This is a genomic window from Streptomyces sp. NPDC054887 (assembly GCF_053610585.1).
The window spans coordinates 46,626-64,225 of record NZ_JBSGYQ010000004.1 but is presented as its reverse complement, the minus strand read 5'-3'; the positions used below and the strand labels follow the sequence as shown (position 1 = coordinate 64,225).

Here is a 17,600-nt window from a genome sequence, read left to right as displayed (position 1 = left end):
AACCACTGCAAGGAGGCCACGATGCGTCTGGCCCTGTTCGACAAAGGACTCCTCGGCGTCGTCGACGGCGACACGATCGTCGACGTGACCGACCAGGTCACCGCCGGGTTCGCCGGCGCGGCCGGTGCGCTCCACCACTACATCGAGGCGGTGTCCAGCGGCACCGCCGCCCCGCTCGACCTCGGCCGCGGCCGCCCCGTCCCGCTGGCGGAGGCGACGCTGGAGGCCCCACTCCCCCGGCCCGGCAAGATCATCGGCGCCCCGGTCAACTACCTGGACCACAAGGCCGAGATGGAGTACTCCACCTCGATCGCGGACCTGGGCGTCTTCCTCAAGGCGAACTCCTCCGTGATCGGACCCGGCCAGGACATCGTCCTCCCCTACTCCGACAGGCGCACCGACCAGGAGGGCGAACTCGGCGTCGTCATCGGCCGCACCGCGTCGCACGTGCGTGCCGAGGACGCGCTGGACCACGTCTTCGGGTACACCTGCCTGCTGGACATCACCGTCCGCTCGGGGGAGGACCGATCCACACGCAAGTCGTTCGACACGTTCACCCCGATCGGACCGTGGGTGGTCACGGCCGACGAGGTTCCCGACCCCGACGCTCTCGACCTTCGTTGTGACGTGACGGGCACGACACGGCAGCGCACCAGCACCGCCGACCTCATCTTCGGTGTGCGGGAGCTGATCGCCTACGCGTCCTCGGTGATGACCCTGTACGCGGGTGATGTGATCGCGACGGGGACGCCCGCGGGTGTCGGGCCGCTCGCTCACGGCGACCGTGTCGTCCTGGAGATCGAGCGGATCGGCCGCCTCGATGTGGGTGTGGACGGCTCCCGGGCCACCCCTTACGCGCTGCGTCCGGGACACCGGCGCGGCTGAGAGGGACCGCCGCAGGGGGCGGTACGGCAACCCGCCGCCGGCCGGTACCGCCCCAGGTGTCGCCGTTGCCACCAGCAGGCGCGGTGCAGGCTTGACGACCGGTCGGCTGTGTACTGTGCGTAATCGGTACACACCCACGGTGATCGGAGCCGCCATGTCCATGCTGCTGATCAGAGGCAAGTTCAAGGTGGAGGGGGGTGCCAGACCGGATGGCGACACCCTCCCGTTCATCCCGGACAACGTGGCCGACTGGAAGCTCGTGCCCGGGGACCGGCAGATCGTGCCCAGGGCGGACGGCCGCGCGAGCATCCGGCTCGAAGGCATCGACGCCCTGGAGACGCACTACGGCCAGGAGCCGCACGTGGAGCACCAGCCGCTGGGCCTCGCCCACGCGGCCGCGAACGAGTTGCTGAAGTTCCTCGGCTTCACCACCGTCCTGCGGGACGACGACGAGACCGTTGCGACCACGCCCGACACGGTCCCCGGCTGGATCCTCACCCGGGGCGCCGACGCCTTCGGCCGCTGTGTGGCCTTCGTCGGCAGGGGCACCCCGCCCGTGTACAGCGGCTACTGGACCGGCGTCGACGAGGACCTGCTGAAACGGACAGCCAACTACCGCCTGCTCCTGCTCGGCCTGACCTACCCGACCTTCTATTCGGGCCTGCCCGTGTACCTCCGCGAGTTCCTCACCGACGCCTCGGAGAAGGCGAAGGCGTCGGCGGACGGCGTGTGGAAGGTTGACGAGACCCTCAAGGGCGTGAAGGTCGTCGGCATGACCTCGCTCACCGACGACAGCTACGGCGCGGTGATCCTCCCGAAGCTGTTCCGCCGGCTGAAGGACTACCTGGACTTCACGGGAACCGACCCGTCCCTGGCCTGCTTCCGCGCCTTCCTGGCCGGGGCCGCGGACGAGTACCGCCTCCTTCCGGAGTCCAAGAAGCTCTACAGGGGTCTGCACCACATCGTCGAGGTCACCGCCGACAACACCGTGAGGATGACCCGCCCGGCCAAGGAGATCGTCTTCCAGGAGAAGTAGGCGGGAAGGCGGTCCGGTCAGCGGGCGTCACCGGTCGTCGACGACGTGATGATGTCCCCGTGTGCGAAGTCCCCCGGCGGGATGCCCGGATGGTGGCTCTCGGAACGCGGGTGCGGTGCGGTGGCGCCCAGGGCCAGCCGGGAGACGATCCGGTAGCGGTCGCCCCGGTAGACGGAGTGAACGTACTCGACGGGCTGGCCCGCCGTGTCGGTGGTCAGGCGCTCGATCAGCAGGGCGGGTGAGAGAACCGGGACGTCGAGCACACCGGCCTCCGCCTCGTTGACGACGGTCGGCTCGATGGACTGCACCGCCTGGTCGACGTGGACCGAGTGGTGCTCGCGCAGGTGGTCGTACAGGTCTCCCGCCTCCAGTTCCTGCGGACTGAGGGAGGGGACCAGGTCGGCCGGGATGTGCAGGTGTTCTATGGCGATCGGCGTCCCGTCGACCAGCCGCAGCCGGGCGATGTAGACCACTTCGGCGGCCGGGGAGATACGCAGCTTGCGACCGATGCGCGCCCCCGCACGGATGGTGTCGAGTCGCAGGAGTCTGCTGGACCAGGTGCCCCCGGCCCGGGGCACGGCGAAGGCGGCGTCGTCGGAGACGAGTTCCTGGGTGATCTTGGCCGGCGCGACGAACATGCCGCGGCCGTGCTCGCGGACGAGCTGCCCCGTGGCGACGAGTTCGTCCACGGCGGCACGCAGGGTGGGGCGGGAGACGCCCAGTTCGGCGCTGAGCGTGCGTTCCGAAGGGATGGCGTCGCCGGGACGACGCACCTCTATGAGGCCGAGGAGGAACTCCCGGACCCGCTCCCGCTTGAGTACGGCACCTGAGGAGCTGCTCTCCATGACGCTCCGACCTCTCTTGCTCGATCACTCTCAACTGGTCCGGTGGTAAACGGCAGTTTAGGCGCTCTCCGCGTCACCTCCTACCGAAGAGCCCATATTTCGCGGGGGGTTGACGCTCACATTGGTCTATGCCACCTTCGAGCCACGCCGTTGCCCAGTTGACCAACTGGTCAACTCTCTCTTGAGGTGAATCCAGTGAAGATCCGCTTCGTCCCCACCGTCGCAGCGCTCACGGCCGCTTGTGCGCTCACCGCCTGCGGTGCCTCGTCGTCCGGCGCCGAGAAGGCGGCCGGTCCGGCCACGCTCACCGTATGGATCATGAAGGACAGTGTCTCCGACGCGTACCTCCAGCGCTTCGAGAAGGATTTCGAGCGGCAGCACAAGGACACCGTCCTGGACATCCAGATACAGGAGTGGGACGGCATCGGCGAGAGGATCACCGCCGCTCTCGCGAGCAAGGACGCCCCCGACGTGATCGAAGTGGGCAACACCCAGGTCGCGCAGTACGCGCAGAGCGGCGGCGTCCTCGACCTGACGGACAAGGTCGGAGAGCTCGGCGGCGGTGACTGGCTTCCCGGTCTCGCCGAGCCCGGCAAGATCGACGGCAAGCAGTACGGCATCCCCTGGTACGCCGCCAACCGCGTCGTGATCTACAACAAGGACCTCTTCGCGAAGGCCGGGATCACCTCCCCGCCCAGGACGCGTGACGAGTGGCTGCGGATCACCGGAAAGCTCAACCGGGGCAGGACACAGGGCATCTACCTGCCCGGGCAGAACTGGTACACCCTCGCCGGCTTCGTCTGGGAGGAGGGCGGCGAACTCGCCGAGAAGAGGGGCGGCCGGTGGAAGGGCTCGCTCGACAGCCCGGAAGCGCTCCGGGGCATGGACTTCTACCAGCGGCTCCAGGCCCTGGGCAAGGGCCCCAAGGACTCCGACGAGGCCAAACCGCCGCAGGCCGACGTGTTCGCCAAGGGGGACGTCGCCCAGATCATCGCCGTTCCCGGCGGCGCGAAGATCGTGGAGCAGGCGAACCCGGCCCTCGCGGGCAAACTCGGCTTCTTCCCGATCCCCGGCGAGACGGAGGGCACCCCGGGGGCCACCTTCACCGGCGGGTCGGATCTGATTATTCCCGCCGCCTCCGCCCACCAGGACGCGGCGTACCAAGTGGTCAAGTCGCTCGCCGGGGAGCAGTGGCAGAGGGATCTGGCCAGAACCATGAGCTACGTGCCCAACCGGACGTCGTTGGCCGACGCTCTGGAGGACAACGAGGGCACGGCCGCCATGGCCGCGGCGGCCGCGCGGGGACGCGCGACACCGAACTCCCCGCAGTGGGCCGCTGTCGAAGCCACCAACCCCATCAAGGAGTACATGACCTCGGTGCTGACCGGAAGCGACCGGCACGAGGCCGCGAAGGACGCCTCCGACGCCATCAGCAAGACGCTCAACTCATGAGCGGGGCGCGGCCGGGGAAGAGAGCATGACGCGCCCCGCCACCCGCACCGGCCCGGTGGCCGGCCCGCTCACGGCAGCGACGGCGACGGCCACCGCCGCCCCGGCTTCCCCGCCGGCCGGACGCCGACGGGCCGTGCCCGGTGCCCTGTGGCCCTACCTGCTGATCGCACCCACCGTCGTCGGCATCGCCTTCCTGCTCGCCTACCCCCTCGCCCGCAGTGTGCTGATCTCCCTCCAGCACTACGGGATGGCCGAACTGATCCGGGGAGGGGCCCGGTTCGCCGGTCTGGAGAACTACCGGGAGATCCTGCGCGACGGCGCGTTCTGGCAGGTCGTCCGGCGCACACTGTGGTGGACCGGGATCAACGTCGTACTCATCATGGTGATCGGCACGGGCGTCGCACTGATGCTCCAGCGGTTGCGCAAGCGGATGCGGACCCTGGTCCTGAGCGGGCTGGTGCTCGCCTGGGCCAGCCCCGTCATCGCCACGTCCACCGTCTTCCAGTGGCTCTTCTCCTCCCGCCTGGGAGTGGTCAACTGGCTGCTGGTGCGGCTGGGGTTCGACTCCTTCCAGGACTACTCCTGGCTGGCACACGGGCCGGCGGCCTTCACCGTCCTGGTCCTGCTCGTCGTATGGCAGTCCGTGCCCTTCGTCGCCATCACACTGCACTCCGCGCTGACCACGGTCCCCACCGAGCTCTTCGAATCCGCCCGCATCGACGGCGCCGGCAACTGGCAGATATTCCGCTCCATCACCCTGCCCGTCCTCAAACCCGTCTTCGGGCTGGTCCTGAGCCTCGAAGTCATCTGGGTCTTGCGGTGCTTCGGGCAGATCTGGGCCGTCACCAGAGGCGGACCCGGCGGAGCCACCACCACCCTGCCGGTCTACTCCTACCAGGTGGCCCGGTCGCTGCACCGCTACGACCTCGGAGCCGCCGCGGCGACCCTCACCGTACTCATCCTGATCACCGTTTTGATCGTCTACTTCCGTCAGATGTTCCGTCAGGAGGCCGAGCTGTGAGACCCCTCCCCGCACCGATGTCCGGTGCGCTGCGGCGGCTCCCCCTCAACGCGGGCGCGCTCGCCGTCTTCCTCCTCTGCGTCTTTCCCGTGTACTGGATGGTCCTCACGGCCTTCAAGCCCACCCCGGACATCCAGGCCGAGACGCCCGTCTTCCTGCCCACCTCGCTGACGCTGGAGCACTTCTCCGCCGCGGTGGACGCCGACGGCTTCTGGTCGTTCTGGCGCAACAGCCTCCTCGTCACGGCCGGCTGTGTGCTGTTGGCCCTGGCCGTCGCCCTCGGCTCGGCCTTCGCGGTGGCGCGGCTGCGCTGGAAGGGCCGCCGCGGCTTCGTCCTGATGGTGTTCATCGCGCAGGTCGCACCCTGGGAGGCGCTGCTCATCCCGATGTACGTCATCGCCCGCGACACCGACATGCTCGACCGGCTCGCCACTCTCACCCTCGTCTACTTCATGATCACTCTGCCGTTCACCATCGTCACCCTGCGCAGCTTCCTCACCGCGATACCGAAGGAACTGGAGGAAGCCGCCCAGGTCGACGGCTGCACCCGCGCGGCCGCGTTCCGCAGGGTCACCCTCCCGCTGCTCGCACCCGGACTGCTCGCCACCTCACTCTTCGGCTTCATCACCGCCTGGAACGAGTTCGCCTTCGCCAACATGCTCATCATCAAGAACCAGGACGACCGCACCCTGCCGGTCTGGCTCTCCTCGTTCTCGAACGTCTTCGGCACCGACTGGGGCGCCACCATGGCCGCCTCCACGCTCTTCGCGCTGCCCGTCCTCATCCTCTTCCTGGTGCTCCAGCGCCGGGTCGCCACCGGCCTGGCCGGCGGCGCGGTCAAGGGATAGGGGGCCCCGTGTTCCCACCGGCCACGGACCCCCGGCTCGTACCGAGGCCCGCGAAACTCAGCCGATCGGCGGGCGCGTTCACACTCGACGACACAACGGCGATCCGCGTCACCCCCGGCGCTGGGCCCGCCGCCGCTCTGCTGCGTACCTTGCTGGCCCCCGCGACCGGTCTGCCCCTGCCCCTCGCCGCCGACGGCCGGATCGTGCTCATCCTCGATCCCGGCCTCACCGGTCTCGGCACGGAGGGCTACGGCCTGACGGTCAGCGGCGAAGCGATACTGCTGCGTGCCGCCGGCCCCGCCGGGCTGCGCCACGGTGTCCAGACGGTCCGGCAACTCCTGCCGGCCGCCGCCCTGGCGGCGGAACCGGTACGCGGCGTGCCGTGGACCGTCCCCGGCGTCGAGATCACGGACGTGCCCCGGTACGCCTGGCGCGGCGCGATGCTCGACGTGGCCCGCCACTTCCAGCCCGTCTCCTTCCTCCGGCGCTTCACCGACCTGCTGGCGCTGCACAAACTCAACGTGCTGCACCTGCACCTGACGGACGACCAGGGCTGGCGGATGCCTGTCGCGGCGTACCCCAGGCTGACGGAGGTCGCGGGGGTGCCGCACGGCGGCGCGTACAGCCGCGAGGAGTTGCGCGACCTGGTGGCATACGCCGCCGACCGCGGCGTCACCGTCGTACCGGAGATCGAGATGCCGGGCCACACGCGTGCCGCCCTGGCCGCCTACCCGCACCTCGGCAACTTCCCCGAACGGCGGCTGGACGTATGGCATAGCTGGGGAGTGTGCGACACCGTGCTCGGCGTCACCGACGAGGTCCTCGACTTCTGCCGCACCGTACTGGACGAGGTCATGGACCTCTTCCCCTCGCCCTGGATCCACGTCGGCGGCGACGAATGCCCGACCACCGAGTGGCACCGCTCCCCCACCGCCCTGCGGCGGGTGGCCGAGCAAGGGCTGGCCGGCCCCGACGAACTCCACGGCTGGTTCATGGAACGCATCGGGAACCACCTGACCGAGCACGGGAGGCGGCCACTGGGGTGGACCGAGACCGGCCACGACCTGCCCGCGTCCTTCGCCGCCCTGGCCTGGCGCGACGAGGAACACGGGCTCGCGGCGGCCGGCCGCGGCCAACCCGTGATCATGGCCCCGCACCGCTCCACCTACCTCGACTACCCGCAGTCCGACCACCCCGACGAACCGCCCGGCCAGCCCGGCCGGGCCCTCGACCTGCGTGCCGTGTACGCGACCGACCCCGCCCCCGCCCACTGGGAGGCGGCAGCCGCCGCGCAGGTGCTCGGCACCCAGGCGCAACTGTGGACCGAGTACGTCGCCACCGCCGCGCACGCCGAGTACCTCGCCTTCCCCAGGCTGTGCGCACTGGCCGACACCGCCTGGTCCGGCGGCCGCGACTGGCCCGGATTCCAGGCACGACTGCACCACCACAGAACCCGGCTCGACGCCCTCGGAGTGCCGAGCCGCCCCTCCGCGATCCCCCAACCCGAGAGGACCCCCACGTGACCAGCACCAGCAAGAGAGCGCACACGACACGCATACGCGCGGCCCTGGCCGCCGCCCTCGTCGCCGGCCTCGGCTGCGCCGCCCTGACGGCGGCACCCGCTGTCGCCGCGGGCGAGTCACTGGCGGTCCAGTACCGGCAGAGCGCCACCGGCAGCGACCAGGCCGAACCCTGGTTCAAGGCCGTGAACACCGGCAGCACCCCGGTCTCCCTCAGCCAGGTCAAGATCCGGTACTACTTCAAGGCCGACGCGGGAGCCTCGTACACCTTCGCCTGTTCCTGGGCGGTCAAGGGCTGCGCGAACGTCACCGGGACCTTCGGGACCCTCGCCAGGCCGACCGCCACCGCCGACCGCTACCTGGAGATCGGCTTCACCGCCGGCGCCGGCACCCTCGCGCCCGGCGCGGACACCGGCGACATGCAGTTGCGCTTCCACCGCTCCAACTGGCAGCCGCTGAACCAGAACGACGACTACTCCTTCGGCCCCGCCCAGACCGCGTACGGCAACTGGTCCAAGGTCACCGCGAGTGTCGGCGGTACGCAGGTGTGGGGAACGGCGCCCGAGGGCAACGACCCGGGGCCGGGCCCCGACCCGACCGACCCGCCCACCGGGGGCGCCACGCTCTTCGACGACTTCAACTACACCTCGCACACCGATCCGGCGATCGGCGCCCACGGCTGGAGCGTACGGTCCAACGCGGGCGGCCCCGGGGTGCCGGGTGCGACCTGGGCGGCGCAGAACGTCACCTTCGCCAAGGAAGGGGCCAACTCCATCATGAACCTGGAGACCTCGACCGCCGGCACCCCGGAGTCCACGAAGCACACCGAGGTCCTCACCAAGGCGACCAAGTTCAAGAACGGCACCTACGCGGCCCGGGTGCGGTTCTCCGACGCGCCGAAGTCGGGTCCTGACGGCGACCGCGTGGTGCAGACGTTCTTCACCATCAACGATCTCAAGGCCCCGATGGCGGACGACTACGCCGAGTACGACTTCGAGTACCTGCCCAACGGTGGCTGGGGCGAGCCCGCCAACATCCTCTACACCACGTCGTGGGAGACCTACCGGCCCGATCCCTGGGAGGCCGTCAACCAGCACTCGGAGTCCCGTACCAGCTACGCCGGCTGGCACGACCTCGTCGTCACCATCAACGACAGCAACATCACCTACTACGTCGACGGTCAGGAGTTCGGCCGTCACGACGCCCGCTACCTGCCCGAACGGCCGATGTCCATCAACTTCAACCAGTGGCTCATCGACCTCGCGGGCCAGACCAGCACCACACCGCGCGCCTACGACCAGAAGGTCGACTACGTGCTGCATATCAAGGACCAGGTGCTCACCCCGGCCCAGGTCGCCACGAAGATCGCCGCCTACAGGGCCGCGGGCACGACCTTCGAGGACACGGTGCCCAGCAGCCAGTGACCACCCGCGGCGGGCGGAGCCCACTTGTGCGCCCGCCCGCCGCAAGCCCGACGCACAAACTCGCGGTGGATCCGCCCACCGGGTTGTCCTGTACGTGGTGCCAACACCGCCTCGATGAAGCGATCTCGGGTCAGCCGGTACGGACGGCCGTGTACCGGGAGGCGCGCGCCACAGCGAGGAGGAACACTCCGCAGGCTGCCACGAGTAGCCATCCCGGACGCGACGCGGCGGCGAGGCCGGTGGGGGCGGTGCCGGCGACGAGGCCCCCGGCGACGGCGATCCCGACCGCCGCCCCGACCTGGCGGGCGGTGGACGTGATCGCCCCGGCCACGCCGGCTTGGGAGGACGGGAGGCCGCTGACCGCGGTATTGGTCAGGGGGGCGTTGGCGAAACCGAACCCGATGCCGATCAGCAGGTACGCGAAAAGGATCAGCGGCACGCTGGTGTCCTGACTCAGATCTGTCAGGCACAGACCGCCGGCCGCGGTGAAGGCACCGGCGAAGACCAGTGGACGCTGTGGTCCGAGGCGTCCCACCAGGGCGCCGGACCATGGCGCGCACACGATGGCCCCGAGCGCCATGGGCAGGGTCGCCGCGCCGGTGGCGAGCGGTGACCAGCCCCGGGAGTGCTGGAGGTAGAGGGTGTTGAGCAACAGGCTTGCGTTCAGCGCGACGAAGACCGCCACGGCGCCGAGGACCGCCGCTGCGAACGGCGGTCGGCGGAAGAGGCCGAGGTCCATGAGCGGTTCACCGAGACGCAGCTCGACCAGGACGAACCCGGCCGTCGCCGCCGCGATCAGGGCGTAGGCGATGAGGGCCGCGGGCGAAGCCCAGCCCAGGCGCGGGCCCTCGATGAGCAGTCCGACGAAGAGAAGGAGAACCGTGGTGAGGAGCGCCTGGCCGGGCAGGTCGAGGCGCCGGGCGCGTTGCGCGCGGGACTCCGGTACGAAGACGGCGACCAGTACGAGGGCGGCGACCACGACCGGCACGTTGAACCAGAACACCGAACGCCAGCCGAACGCCGCGATGAGCGCGCCACCGGTGACCGGGCCCGCCGCCATGCTGAGCCCGAAGACCGACGCCCACACGCCGATGGCACGCGCACGTTCCCGCGGGTCGGGCATCGCGTTCACCACGATCGCCAGGGCCACCGGGCTCAGCATGGAGGCCCCGACCCCCTGGACGGCCCGCGCGGCGACGAGCACGCCGAGCGACGGCGCGAGAGCGCACGCCAGGGAGGCCAGGCCGAACACCAGCAGGCCGCACCGGAAGACGCGGCGACGTCCGAAGCGGTCTGCGAGCGCGCCGGAGACGATGAGGAGGCTGGCCAGGACCACGGTGTAGGCGTTGACCACCCACTCGAGACCGCGGGTCCCCACGTCGAGGCCCTCTCCGATCTCGGGCAGGCCCACGTTGACGATGGTGGTGTCGACGCCTACCAGGAACATGCTGAGCGCGCACACGGTCAGCACCGTCCAGCGCCGGCGCGCGTTGAGCGGGGAGGGTGGGGAGGGTGGGGCGGCCAGGGATGTCGCGAGCACGGGAAGTCCCCCTTCTGCGGAATCGGATGCCGCCCAGACTCGGTCGGGGGCAAGCTCCGGGCCCAGAACCCTTGCGGAAACCGCAAAATGGTCGGATGGACGCCGAACTCTCCGCACTCCTCGACAGCATCGGGCCACGGCTGCGCGCCCTGCGCCGCGACCGCGGCCTCACCCTCGAAACCCTCGCGAAGGACACGGGCATCTCCGTGAGCACGCTGTCGCGCCTGGAGTCGGGCCTGCGTCGTCCCACACTGGACCTGCTCATCCCCCTCGCCCGGGCCCACCGTGTCGCGCTGGACCAGTTGGTGACGCCTCCGCCCACCGGTGATCCGCGGATCCATCTGCGGCCGCGGAGCAGGGAGCCCGGCAGCGTCCTGGTCCCGCTGACGCAGTACCCGGGGCGGGTGCAGGTCTTCAAGCAGGTGCTCGCACATCGCGAACCAAAGCTGGTGTCGCACTCCGGCTACGAGTGGCTCTACGTACTCGCCGGCGAACTCCGCCTCATCCTCGGGGAGCGTGAGATCACTCTTCGGCCCGGCCAGGTGGCCGAGTTCGACACCGGCGAACCGCACTGGTTCGGCCCTGCCGGCGCCGAAGCCGTGGAGATTCTCCACCTGTTCGGCCCCCAGGGCGACCAAGCCGTCGTACGCACGGGCCCGACGGCGAGCAGCCAGGGCACTGCGAACCGGCCCGCGAAGAAGCACACGTAACCCACTGGCCCTTGCGGCAAGGGCCTGGGCGCCTGCCAACGGAAGCTCAGCGTGGTCGCGGCCGCAAACTGCGCGTTGCCTCAGGCAGCGCCGACCGCGGCCAGCACCGCGACCGGCAGCAGAAGCATCCATTGAGGCAGGCGAAGCAGCGGCTTGGACCAGCTCGCCGCGAGTGACACCACAAGGAATACGCCTGCATAGGCGAAGAAGTGGACGGCCAGCCCCCAGGCGATGGTGCCGCCGCCAGGGCGGTTGCCCGATGCCAGCCATATCAGGGCGGCGGCAGCCAATATCAGGTCGGCAGTGACCATGTGCCAGACCGCGTGCAGGACGCGGCGGGGTTCGTCCGCGAGGTCGGCAGCCAGTAGAGGGCGTACCACGTCCCGACCGCCCACGACGGCATGGATGGCGGCGACCACGCCGGCGCTTGTGCCGGCGGCGAGAAACCACGCGTTCATCGGGTCTCGATTCCGCGGCCGACGACGGCCGCCAGTTGAGCGGCCAGGTGAGGGTTCGGCCGCTCGCCCACTAGGCCGACATGGAAGAAGACGGCCCCGGCCAGCGTGTCCAGGACCAGGTCGACCGGCACGTTCGAGTCGGCTTCCCCGCGCTGGACAGCACGCTCGAACACCGCCACCAGACCTTCTTTGGCCGGAGCCAAGAACTGGGAGCGGATGCGGGCCTGCAATTCCGGTTGAGCGGCGAAGTCGGCCAGCAGTCCCGGCAGGGCGGCCGCGGCGGCTGGAGCGGAGAACTCCCGGATCAGGGCATCCAGCAGCGCCGCCAGGTCGCCGGTCAGGCTGCCGGTGTCCGGCACCGGAGCCGCCTCCGCCTGGGTGAAGACCGCCTCGTACACCAACTCGGCCTTGCCCGACCAACGGCGGTAAACGGTGTCCTTTCCCACGCCGGCCCGGGCCGCCACGGCACCGATGGAGGTGCCGGCGTAGCCGAGTTCGGCCACCAGCTCGGTCGTGGCGGTCAGGATCGCCTGATGGGCACGGCTGTCGCGGGGACGCCCACGCGGGGCGCTGGGCAGTGTCATGCGATTTACCATACGGGACGGCCCGTTGGATTAATAGCGCTCGGAGCGGTGGACCAGGTGAATGTCCGGGTGAGCTGCCACCCTCCAGTGGTCAAAGGCAATCAAACAGCGGCAGTCGCTCGCCCATTTCTGACGTGACGGGTCAGCTCCCGCCGCCGCAACCGCCACCCCCACCGCCGCAGCCTTCGCCTCCCCAGGAGGAGCCGCCGCCCCAGAACGAGCCACCCCGGTGATTGCCCACCCACCAACTGCGCCCGGTTTTGACCCGTCGCCGCTCAACCCGACTTCCCACAGTCGCCAGCAACCCCACGATCAGTATCGCCACGATCACCACCAGGCCGACAGCCAAGATCTTCACGCGCCCCACCGTCCTTCCGACCCCCGAAGCGAGGCACTCGCTACTCGCATGGATGGATCATGTCCCCGGCCGTCAGAAGCCGAAGCGGACTTGAGCAACTCCAGAGCTTGACGCCGCTGAAGCCCTCATGACCGCAGGCTGGGGCCGATCCCCTCAACTGCGCGAACGACACCGGACAGTTCTCCCCTCTTGTCCGCGCGTGGGAGGGCCCTTTGCCACTCGCGTGGTCGCGGCCGGGCGGGCGGCCTTCCTCCGGTGCGGCGGCGATCCCCCTCGGGCAGGTGGGCGGGACCGTACGGCCCATGGCGCGCGGGCGACCGGCCGCAGCACGGCGCTCAGGCCAACTGCGTTCACGGCCGCGGCACCCCGGGCGTCAGCGGGTGGCGGGGCCGCTCGTCACCGTCGTCCAGCTGCCGTCGTTGACCACGTACACGGTCAGCCGACGGTTGACCGTGTCGCCGTTCGCGTCGAAGGCGACGCGGCCCGTGACACCGTCGAAGGCCAGCCGCTGTACGGTACCCGGCAGTTTCGCCCGGGCGTCGCGGGGCAGGGAGCCGCCGTTGGCGGTCACGACGGCCTTCACCCCCTCGATGAGGGTCCAGGTCGCGTCGTACGCGTAGGGGCCGTACCACCCGGCAGCCTCCGGGTACCCGGCCTTTTGGTACCGGGCGAGAAAGTCGCGCCCTGCCGCCGACTCCTCGGCGGGTACGCCGATGTGGGTCGCGAGGTCGCCCTCGGCCTTGGGGTTCGACGTGAGGTACTGCTGGTCGAAGATCCCGTCGTCGCCCATCAGGGGGACGTCCACCCCTGCCTTCTTGAGCTGTTGCGAGAGTGGCGCCGCGGTGTCGTAGTAGCCGCTGAAGTAGACGGCGTCGGCGCCGGAGGACCGCACCCTCGCGGCGAGACCCGCGAACGCCCGCTCCTCGGGATCGACCTGCTCGGTACCGACGACGGTCCCGCCGAGCTTCGTGAACTCGGCCGTGAAACCCGCAGTGACAGCGGTGCCATGGGCGCTCGCGTCGTCGATGACGTAGAGCTTGCTCTTCTTCGCCTCGCCGTGCAGGTACCGGGCGGCGAACGGCCCCTGGTCGACGTCCGTGGCGACGGTCCGGAAGTACGTGGAGTGCGGACGGGACGTGGTGCCGGCGGCCCAGTCGGGGCCCAGGGTCAGCGCGGGATCGGTGTTGCCCGGTGACACGTTGACCACGTCCGCACGCGCGAGCGGTGCCACCAGGGTGCGGGCGACACCGGAGTTGAGGGGTCCGACGACCCCCAGCACCTTCTCGTCGGACACGAACCGGGCTGCGTTCGGCCCGCCCTTGGCGGGGTCGGCGCCGTCGTCCAGGGCCTTGATCTCGAACTTCACGCCGGGGACGTGCCGGGTTTCGTTGGCGGTTCTGACCGCCAGGTCGGCGGCGTTCCTCATGCCGACACCCATCGAGGACAGACCGCCGGTGAGCGGTGCTTCCACCCCGATCACCACCGTGACGGAGGAAGCTCCCGGGCCGCTGCCGGCCGCCCCGCCGCCGGGTGCGTCGTCGTCACCGGTAAGGGCCCACGTCAGGACGGAACCCGTGGCGAGCGTGGCCAGCGCCACGCCGAGGACAGCTGAGCGCCTGGTGAGGCCCCGTCCACGGGGGGACGTTGGCTCACCGTTCTTCACTGTGGCCGTCGTGTCCAGCGTCACCAGGTCCTCGGCCGGGGGCACGGGAGGTTCGGTCGGCCGGTCCGGCACGGGGCGCCGCGGGGCGCCGCCTGCGGACCCGGAGTCCAGGACAGTGGGCGTCCGCGGTGACGGCGGCGTCGACGGTGGCTGCTCCGGCTCGGTCGGAGCGGATGCGTGCTCGGCCGCCGCGTCCGGTGCTGGTACGGGGGTCGCCCTTGGGTCAGGCAGGGGTTCCGGCTCGGGTTCCGGCTCGTGGCCGGCGGATGCGTCGGCCCGGGACCGGAACGACCGCCGTACCGATGCGAGCATCTCGGCCGCGTCCGCGGCGCCCACGCGCTGCGCCGGATCCTTGGCGAGGAGCGCGTCCAGCACGGACGTCAGCGGGCCGGCGTGGACCGGCCGCAGGTGCGGGCGGGTGAACACGGCCACGGCGAGGGCGTGGAGCCCTTGCGCGTCGAACGGCGGGCGCCCCTCGACGGCGTGATAGAGGGTGGCGCCGAGCGCCCAAAGGTCGTTGGCGGGGGTCGGCCGCTTGCCCTCCAGTTGTTCCGGCGGCATGTACTGGGGCGTGCCGATGACGATGCCGCTGTGGCTCAACTTGGTCGTGGCGTCCGCGAGGTGGGCGATGCCGAAGTCGGTGAGGACGACGCGGTCCTTGGTCAGGAGGACGTTGTCGGGCTTGATGTCGCGGTGGATGATCCGGGCCGCGTGCGCCTCGGCCAGTGCGTCGAGCATGGCGGCGCCGATCTCGGCCACCCGCTGCACGGGCAGCCGGCCCCGGCTGCGGATGGCGGCGGCCAGGGACTGTCCGCGGATCAGCTCCATGACGATGACGGGGGCACCGTGGTGTTCCACCACGTCATGGACCGTGATGATCCCGGGGTGGCTGAGAGTAACCGCTGCGCGGGCCTCGCCGGTGAACCGCCGGAGCAGCTCGGCGCGGTCGCCGTCGTCCATACCCGGCGGGAAGACGATCTCCTTGACGGCGACTTCGCGGCCGAAGAGCTGCTGGTCGACGCCCCGCCAGACCCGGCCCATACCGCCTTGGCCGATACGTTCGACCAGCTGGTACCGGCCGGCGATGAGTTCGGGATTCTGCTCGGTCACGCGCACACTTTAGGTCCTGCTGAACCGATCAGGTGACGTATGGATGACTTGATGCTCGGCGGCGGCACTGGCGAGGACCGGTACGTCCGGGCTCCATCACATGGACAGGGCCGGGCGCTCGATGGCGACAACGACGGCGTCGTCTCCCAGCCGTCCGCCGACGTGGTGGAGCAGATCGCGCCGCAGGCGACGCAGGAAGGCGTCGGGGTCGGTCTCTGCCCAGCCGGTGATGCGCTCGGTGAGTGGATAGAAGGCGCCGGCGGCGTCCCGGGCCTCGGTGACCCCGTCCGTGTAGAGCAGGAGAAGGGCGCCCGCCTCGAACGCGAAGGTGTCGACGCGGTAGGAGGTGTGCGCCAGTTCGCCGAGGCCCAGCGGGGGCGCGGGCTGGTAGGCATCGATCGTCGCGGTACGACCGTTGCGCACCACAACCGGCGGTGGGTGCCCGCAGTCGATCATTTCGACCGTCGCGCCCTGGTCGGGGATGTCGAGGATGGTCGCGGTGATGAACGTTTCTCCGGACTGGTCCGTCTCCCCGGGTTCGGCGAGGTTCCAGCACACGCTTCCATCGAGGTAGGCGGCCAGTTCGGGCAGGCTCGCCTGGCGATGGGCCGCGGCCCGGAAGGCGCCCAGCAGCAGGGCGGCGTCACCCAGTGCGGTCATGCCCTTGCCGCGTACGTCGCCGACGATCAGCCGGGTGCCGGAGCTGGTGCGTGTGGCCGCATACAGGTCACCGCCGACCTGCGCCTCGACCTCGGCGGCCAGATAGAGGGACGCGACTCGCAGCGGTCCCATCCGCTTGGGCAGTGGTCGCAGGACTACGCGCTGCGCGGTCTCGGACACGTACCTCACTTGCGTCAGTTCTCTGGCACGGCGCTCGCGCACCACGCAGAAGATCACGAGGCTCGACCCGACCAGGACCAGGGCGGCGATCTGTGCCTGGTGGTTCGCCGAGAACAGCTCGTCGCGGTCGCGCAACACCGCGATGACCGCCTGAGCCGCCACCGCCAGGGCGGCGACCAGCCCCGTCGTCCAGGGGCCGGCGAACGACGCCGTGATCGCCGGTGCGGCGACCAGCAGGGGGCCCAGGTGAATGTCGGGCGGGGCCAGAACGTCGATCACGACGACCGCCGCCATCAGTGCGATCGGGACGGCCACCATCGCGTTACCCGCTCGCGCCGACCGGCGAAGACCTACGAGGCGCTGCGACACCCCTCCTCTCTACACCTGCCGTGCCCGGCGCGCACCCCAGCATGACGGAGGGTTCCCAAGGTTCCCCCGGGACCGGAGCGGCCCGCCCACAGGCCGGATCTCCTTGTGGCCGGTGCGTCACGGCCGGTACGGGCGACCACCGGGCCGGACACGAGATCGGCGTAGACGGTGTGTCCAGTGACCGGCGCTGGTACGGGCGCGGTCGGTGAGGCTGCCGGGGCGGGCAGCCGGCTGACTTCTCCGCTTCCCGGTACCCGGGTCCAGGCCCCCCGTACGTATGTGGCCGTACAGGCCGACGGCGAGCAGATCCCTCGCTCGGGGACCCGTGTGGTGCCCGGCGCCGTGATGTCGATCAGTTGGTCGCCGCCAGCGCTGCCCGCGCGGCGGTGAGGATCTCCTCGGAGAGGGGTGATCCCTTGGTGGCTCGGGCCAGGACAAGTGCGCCGAGCATGGTGCACAGCCGTGTGATGCCGTCCTGGTCCTCGGTCGCCAGCCACTCGGCGAAGTCGCCCACGCCCTCGGTGTAGACGCGGCGAGCCTCGGGATCTCCGGCTTCGCGCGCCATGTCGACGGCGAGTGCGGCAGCGGGGCAACCGTCCGCCGCGCTGTCGCGGTGCTCCACGGACAGGTAGGTGTCGATCAGTGCCTGCTGGGCGGCGTCGCGCTGCCCGGCGTGCCGTTCGAGCCCGTCGTCGCGGAGCCGGGTCAGTTCGCCGAACGCGTGGGTGGTGGCCTCGTCGATGAGCGCTTCCTTGGAAGCGAACTGCTTGTAGAAGCCGCCGTGGGTGAGACCGGCCGCCTTCATGAGATCGGCGACGCTGACCTGCGTGCCCTGCTCCCGGAACAGCCGGGAAGCGGTCTCCACGACCCGTCGGCGGTTCTCCTCCGCCTGCGCCTGCGATACGCGGCCCATGAGCCACCTCCCTATTGGATGTCG

General features: G+C 70.4%; 15 protein-coding genes. 8 read left to right on the top strand and 7 right to left on the bottom strand.

The genetic code is table 11. The annotated features are described in order from the left end of the window. Nucleotides 1-21: 21 nt before the first annotated feature. The gene (locus ACWGH0_RS03560; protein ID WP_453402454.1) at nucleotides 22-885 is read left to right on the top strand and encodes a fumarylacetoacetate hydrolase family protein; all 864 of its coding nucleotides are present in this window, start codon (nucleotides 22-24) and stop codon (nucleotides 883-885) included. Nucleotides 886-1,024: 139 nt separating this feature from the next. Further along, complete coding sequence (locus ACWGH0_RS03555) at nucleotides 1,025-1,921, top strand: nuclease (protein WP_453402453.1); 897 nt, start codon at nucleotides 1,025-1,027, stop codon at nucleotides 1,919-1,921. Nucleotides 1,922-1,938: 17 nt separating this feature from the next. On the opposite strand, the gene ACWGH0_RS03550 is transcribed toward ACWGH0_RS03555, so the two are convergent. Further along, nucleotides 1,939-2,766: a GntR family transcriptional regulator gene (locus ACWGH0_RS03550; RefSeq protein ID WP_453402452.1), complete on the bottom strand. Its 828-nt coding sequence runs from the start codon at nucleotides 2,764-2,766 to the stop codon at nucleotides 1,939-1,941. A gap of 195 nt (nucleotides 2,767-2,961) precedes the next feature. Here ACWGH0_RS03550 and ACWGH0_RS03545 point away from each other — a divergent pair, with 195 nt between their 5' ends. Genes ACWGH0_RS03545 through ACWGH0_RS03525 form a run of 5 tightly spaced genes read left to right on the top strand, consistent with a single transcriptional unit; the run spans nucleotide 2,962 to nucleotide 9,031 of the window. Beyond that, nucleotides 2,962-4,218, top strand: a complete 1,257-nt coding sequence (locus ACWGH0_RS03545; protein ID WP_453402451.1) for an extracellular solute-binding protein — start codon at nucleotides 2,962-2,964, stop codon at nucleotides 4,216-4,218. Nucleotides 4,219-4,243: 25 nt separating this feature from the next. Then, nucleotides 4,244-5,239, top strand: coding sequence for a carbohydrate ABC transporter permease (locus ACWGH0_RS03540; protein WP_453402450.1), 996 nt, complete (start codon nucleotides 4,244-4,246; stop codon nucleotides 5,237-5,239). Nucleotides 5,240-5,256: 17 nt separating this feature from the next. Further along, complete coding sequence (locus ACWGH0_RS03535; protein ID WP_453402559.1) at nucleotides 5,257-6,087, top strand: carbohydrate ABC transporter permease; 831 nt, start codon at nucleotides 5,257-5,259, stop codon at nucleotides 6,085-6,087. 8 nt (nucleotides 6,088-6,095) lie between these two features. Further along, a complete protein-coding gene (locus ACWGH0_RS03530; RefSeq protein WP_453402449.1) occupies nucleotides 6,096-7,610 on the top strand; it encodes a beta-N-acetylhexosaminidase in 1,515 nt (504 codons plus the stop codon). After that, nucleotides 7,607-9,031, top strand: a complete 1,425-nt coding sequence (locus ACWGH0_RS03525) for a cellulose binding domain-containing protein (RefSeq protein WP_453402448.1) — start codon at nucleotides 7,607-7,609, stop codon at nucleotides 9,029-9,031. The genes ACWGH0_RS03530 and ACWGH0_RS03525 overlap by 4 nt, the downstream gene beginning before the upstream one ends. Before the next feature lie 130 nt (nucleotides 9,032-9,161). Here ACWGH0_RS03525 and ACWGH0_RS03520 read toward each other — a convergent pair whose 3' ends face one another. Next, nucleotides 9,162-10,571: an MFS transporter gene (locus tag ACWGH0_RS03520; RefSeq protein WP_453402447.1), complete on the bottom strand. Its 1,410-nt coding sequence runs from the start codon at nucleotides 10,569-10,571 to the stop codon at nucleotides 9,162-9,164. 95 nt (nucleotides 10,572-10,666) lie between these two features. Here ACWGH0_RS03520 and ACWGH0_RS03515 point away from each other — a divergent pair, with 95 nt between their 5' ends. Further along, a complete protein-coding gene (locus ACWGH0_RS03515) occupies nucleotides 10,667-11,281 on the top strand; it encodes a helix-turn-helix domain-containing protein (RefSeq protein ID WP_453402446.1) in 615 nt (204 codons plus the stop codon). A gap of 80 nt (nucleotides 11,282-11,361) precedes the next feature. On the opposite strand, the gene ACWGH0_RS03510 is transcribed toward ACWGH0_RS03515, so the two are convergent. The 5 genes from ACWGH0_RS03510 to ACWGH0_RS03490 form a co-directional block, all read right to left on the bottom strand. Next, nucleotides 11,362-11,739, bottom strand: coding sequence for a hypothetical protein (locus tag ACWGH0_RS03510; protein WP_453402445.1), 378 nt, complete (start codon nucleotides 11,737-11,739; stop codon nucleotides 11,362-11,364). Further along, complete coding sequence (locus ACWGH0_RS03505) at nucleotides 11,736-12,323, bottom strand: TetR/AcrR family transcriptional regulator (RefSeq protein ID WP_453402444.1); 588 nt, start codon at nucleotides 12,321-12,323, stop codon at nucleotides 11,736-11,738. Before ACWGH0_RS03505 ends, ACWGH0_RS03510 begins: the two co-directional genes overlap by 4 nt. Nucleotides 12,324-13,054: 731 nt before the next feature. After that, entirely contained in the window at nucleotides 13,055-15,454 is a 2,400-nt protein-coding gene (locus ACWGH0_RS03500) for a bifunctional serine/threonine-protein kinase/ABC transporter substrate-binding protein (RefSeq protein WP_453402443.1), read from the bottom strand. A gap of 96 nt (nucleotides 15,455-15,550) precedes the next feature. Then, nucleotides 15,551-16,612 (bottom strand): PP2C family protein-serine/threonine phosphatase, encoded by a 1,062-nt coding sequence (locus ACWGH0_RS03495; RefSeq protein ID WP_453402442.1) that lies wholly within the window; start codon nucleotides 16,610-16,612, stop codon nucleotides 15,551-15,553. Between the two features lie 403 nt (nucleotides 16,613-17,015). Continuing rightward, nucleotides 17,016-17,576, bottom strand: coding sequence for a TetR/AcrR family transcriptional regulator (locus tag ACWGH0_RS03490; RefSeq protein ID WP_453402441.1), 561 nt, complete (start codon nucleotides 17,574-17,576; stop codon nucleotides 17,016-17,018). Nucleotides 17,577-17,600: the final 24 nt, after the last annotated feature.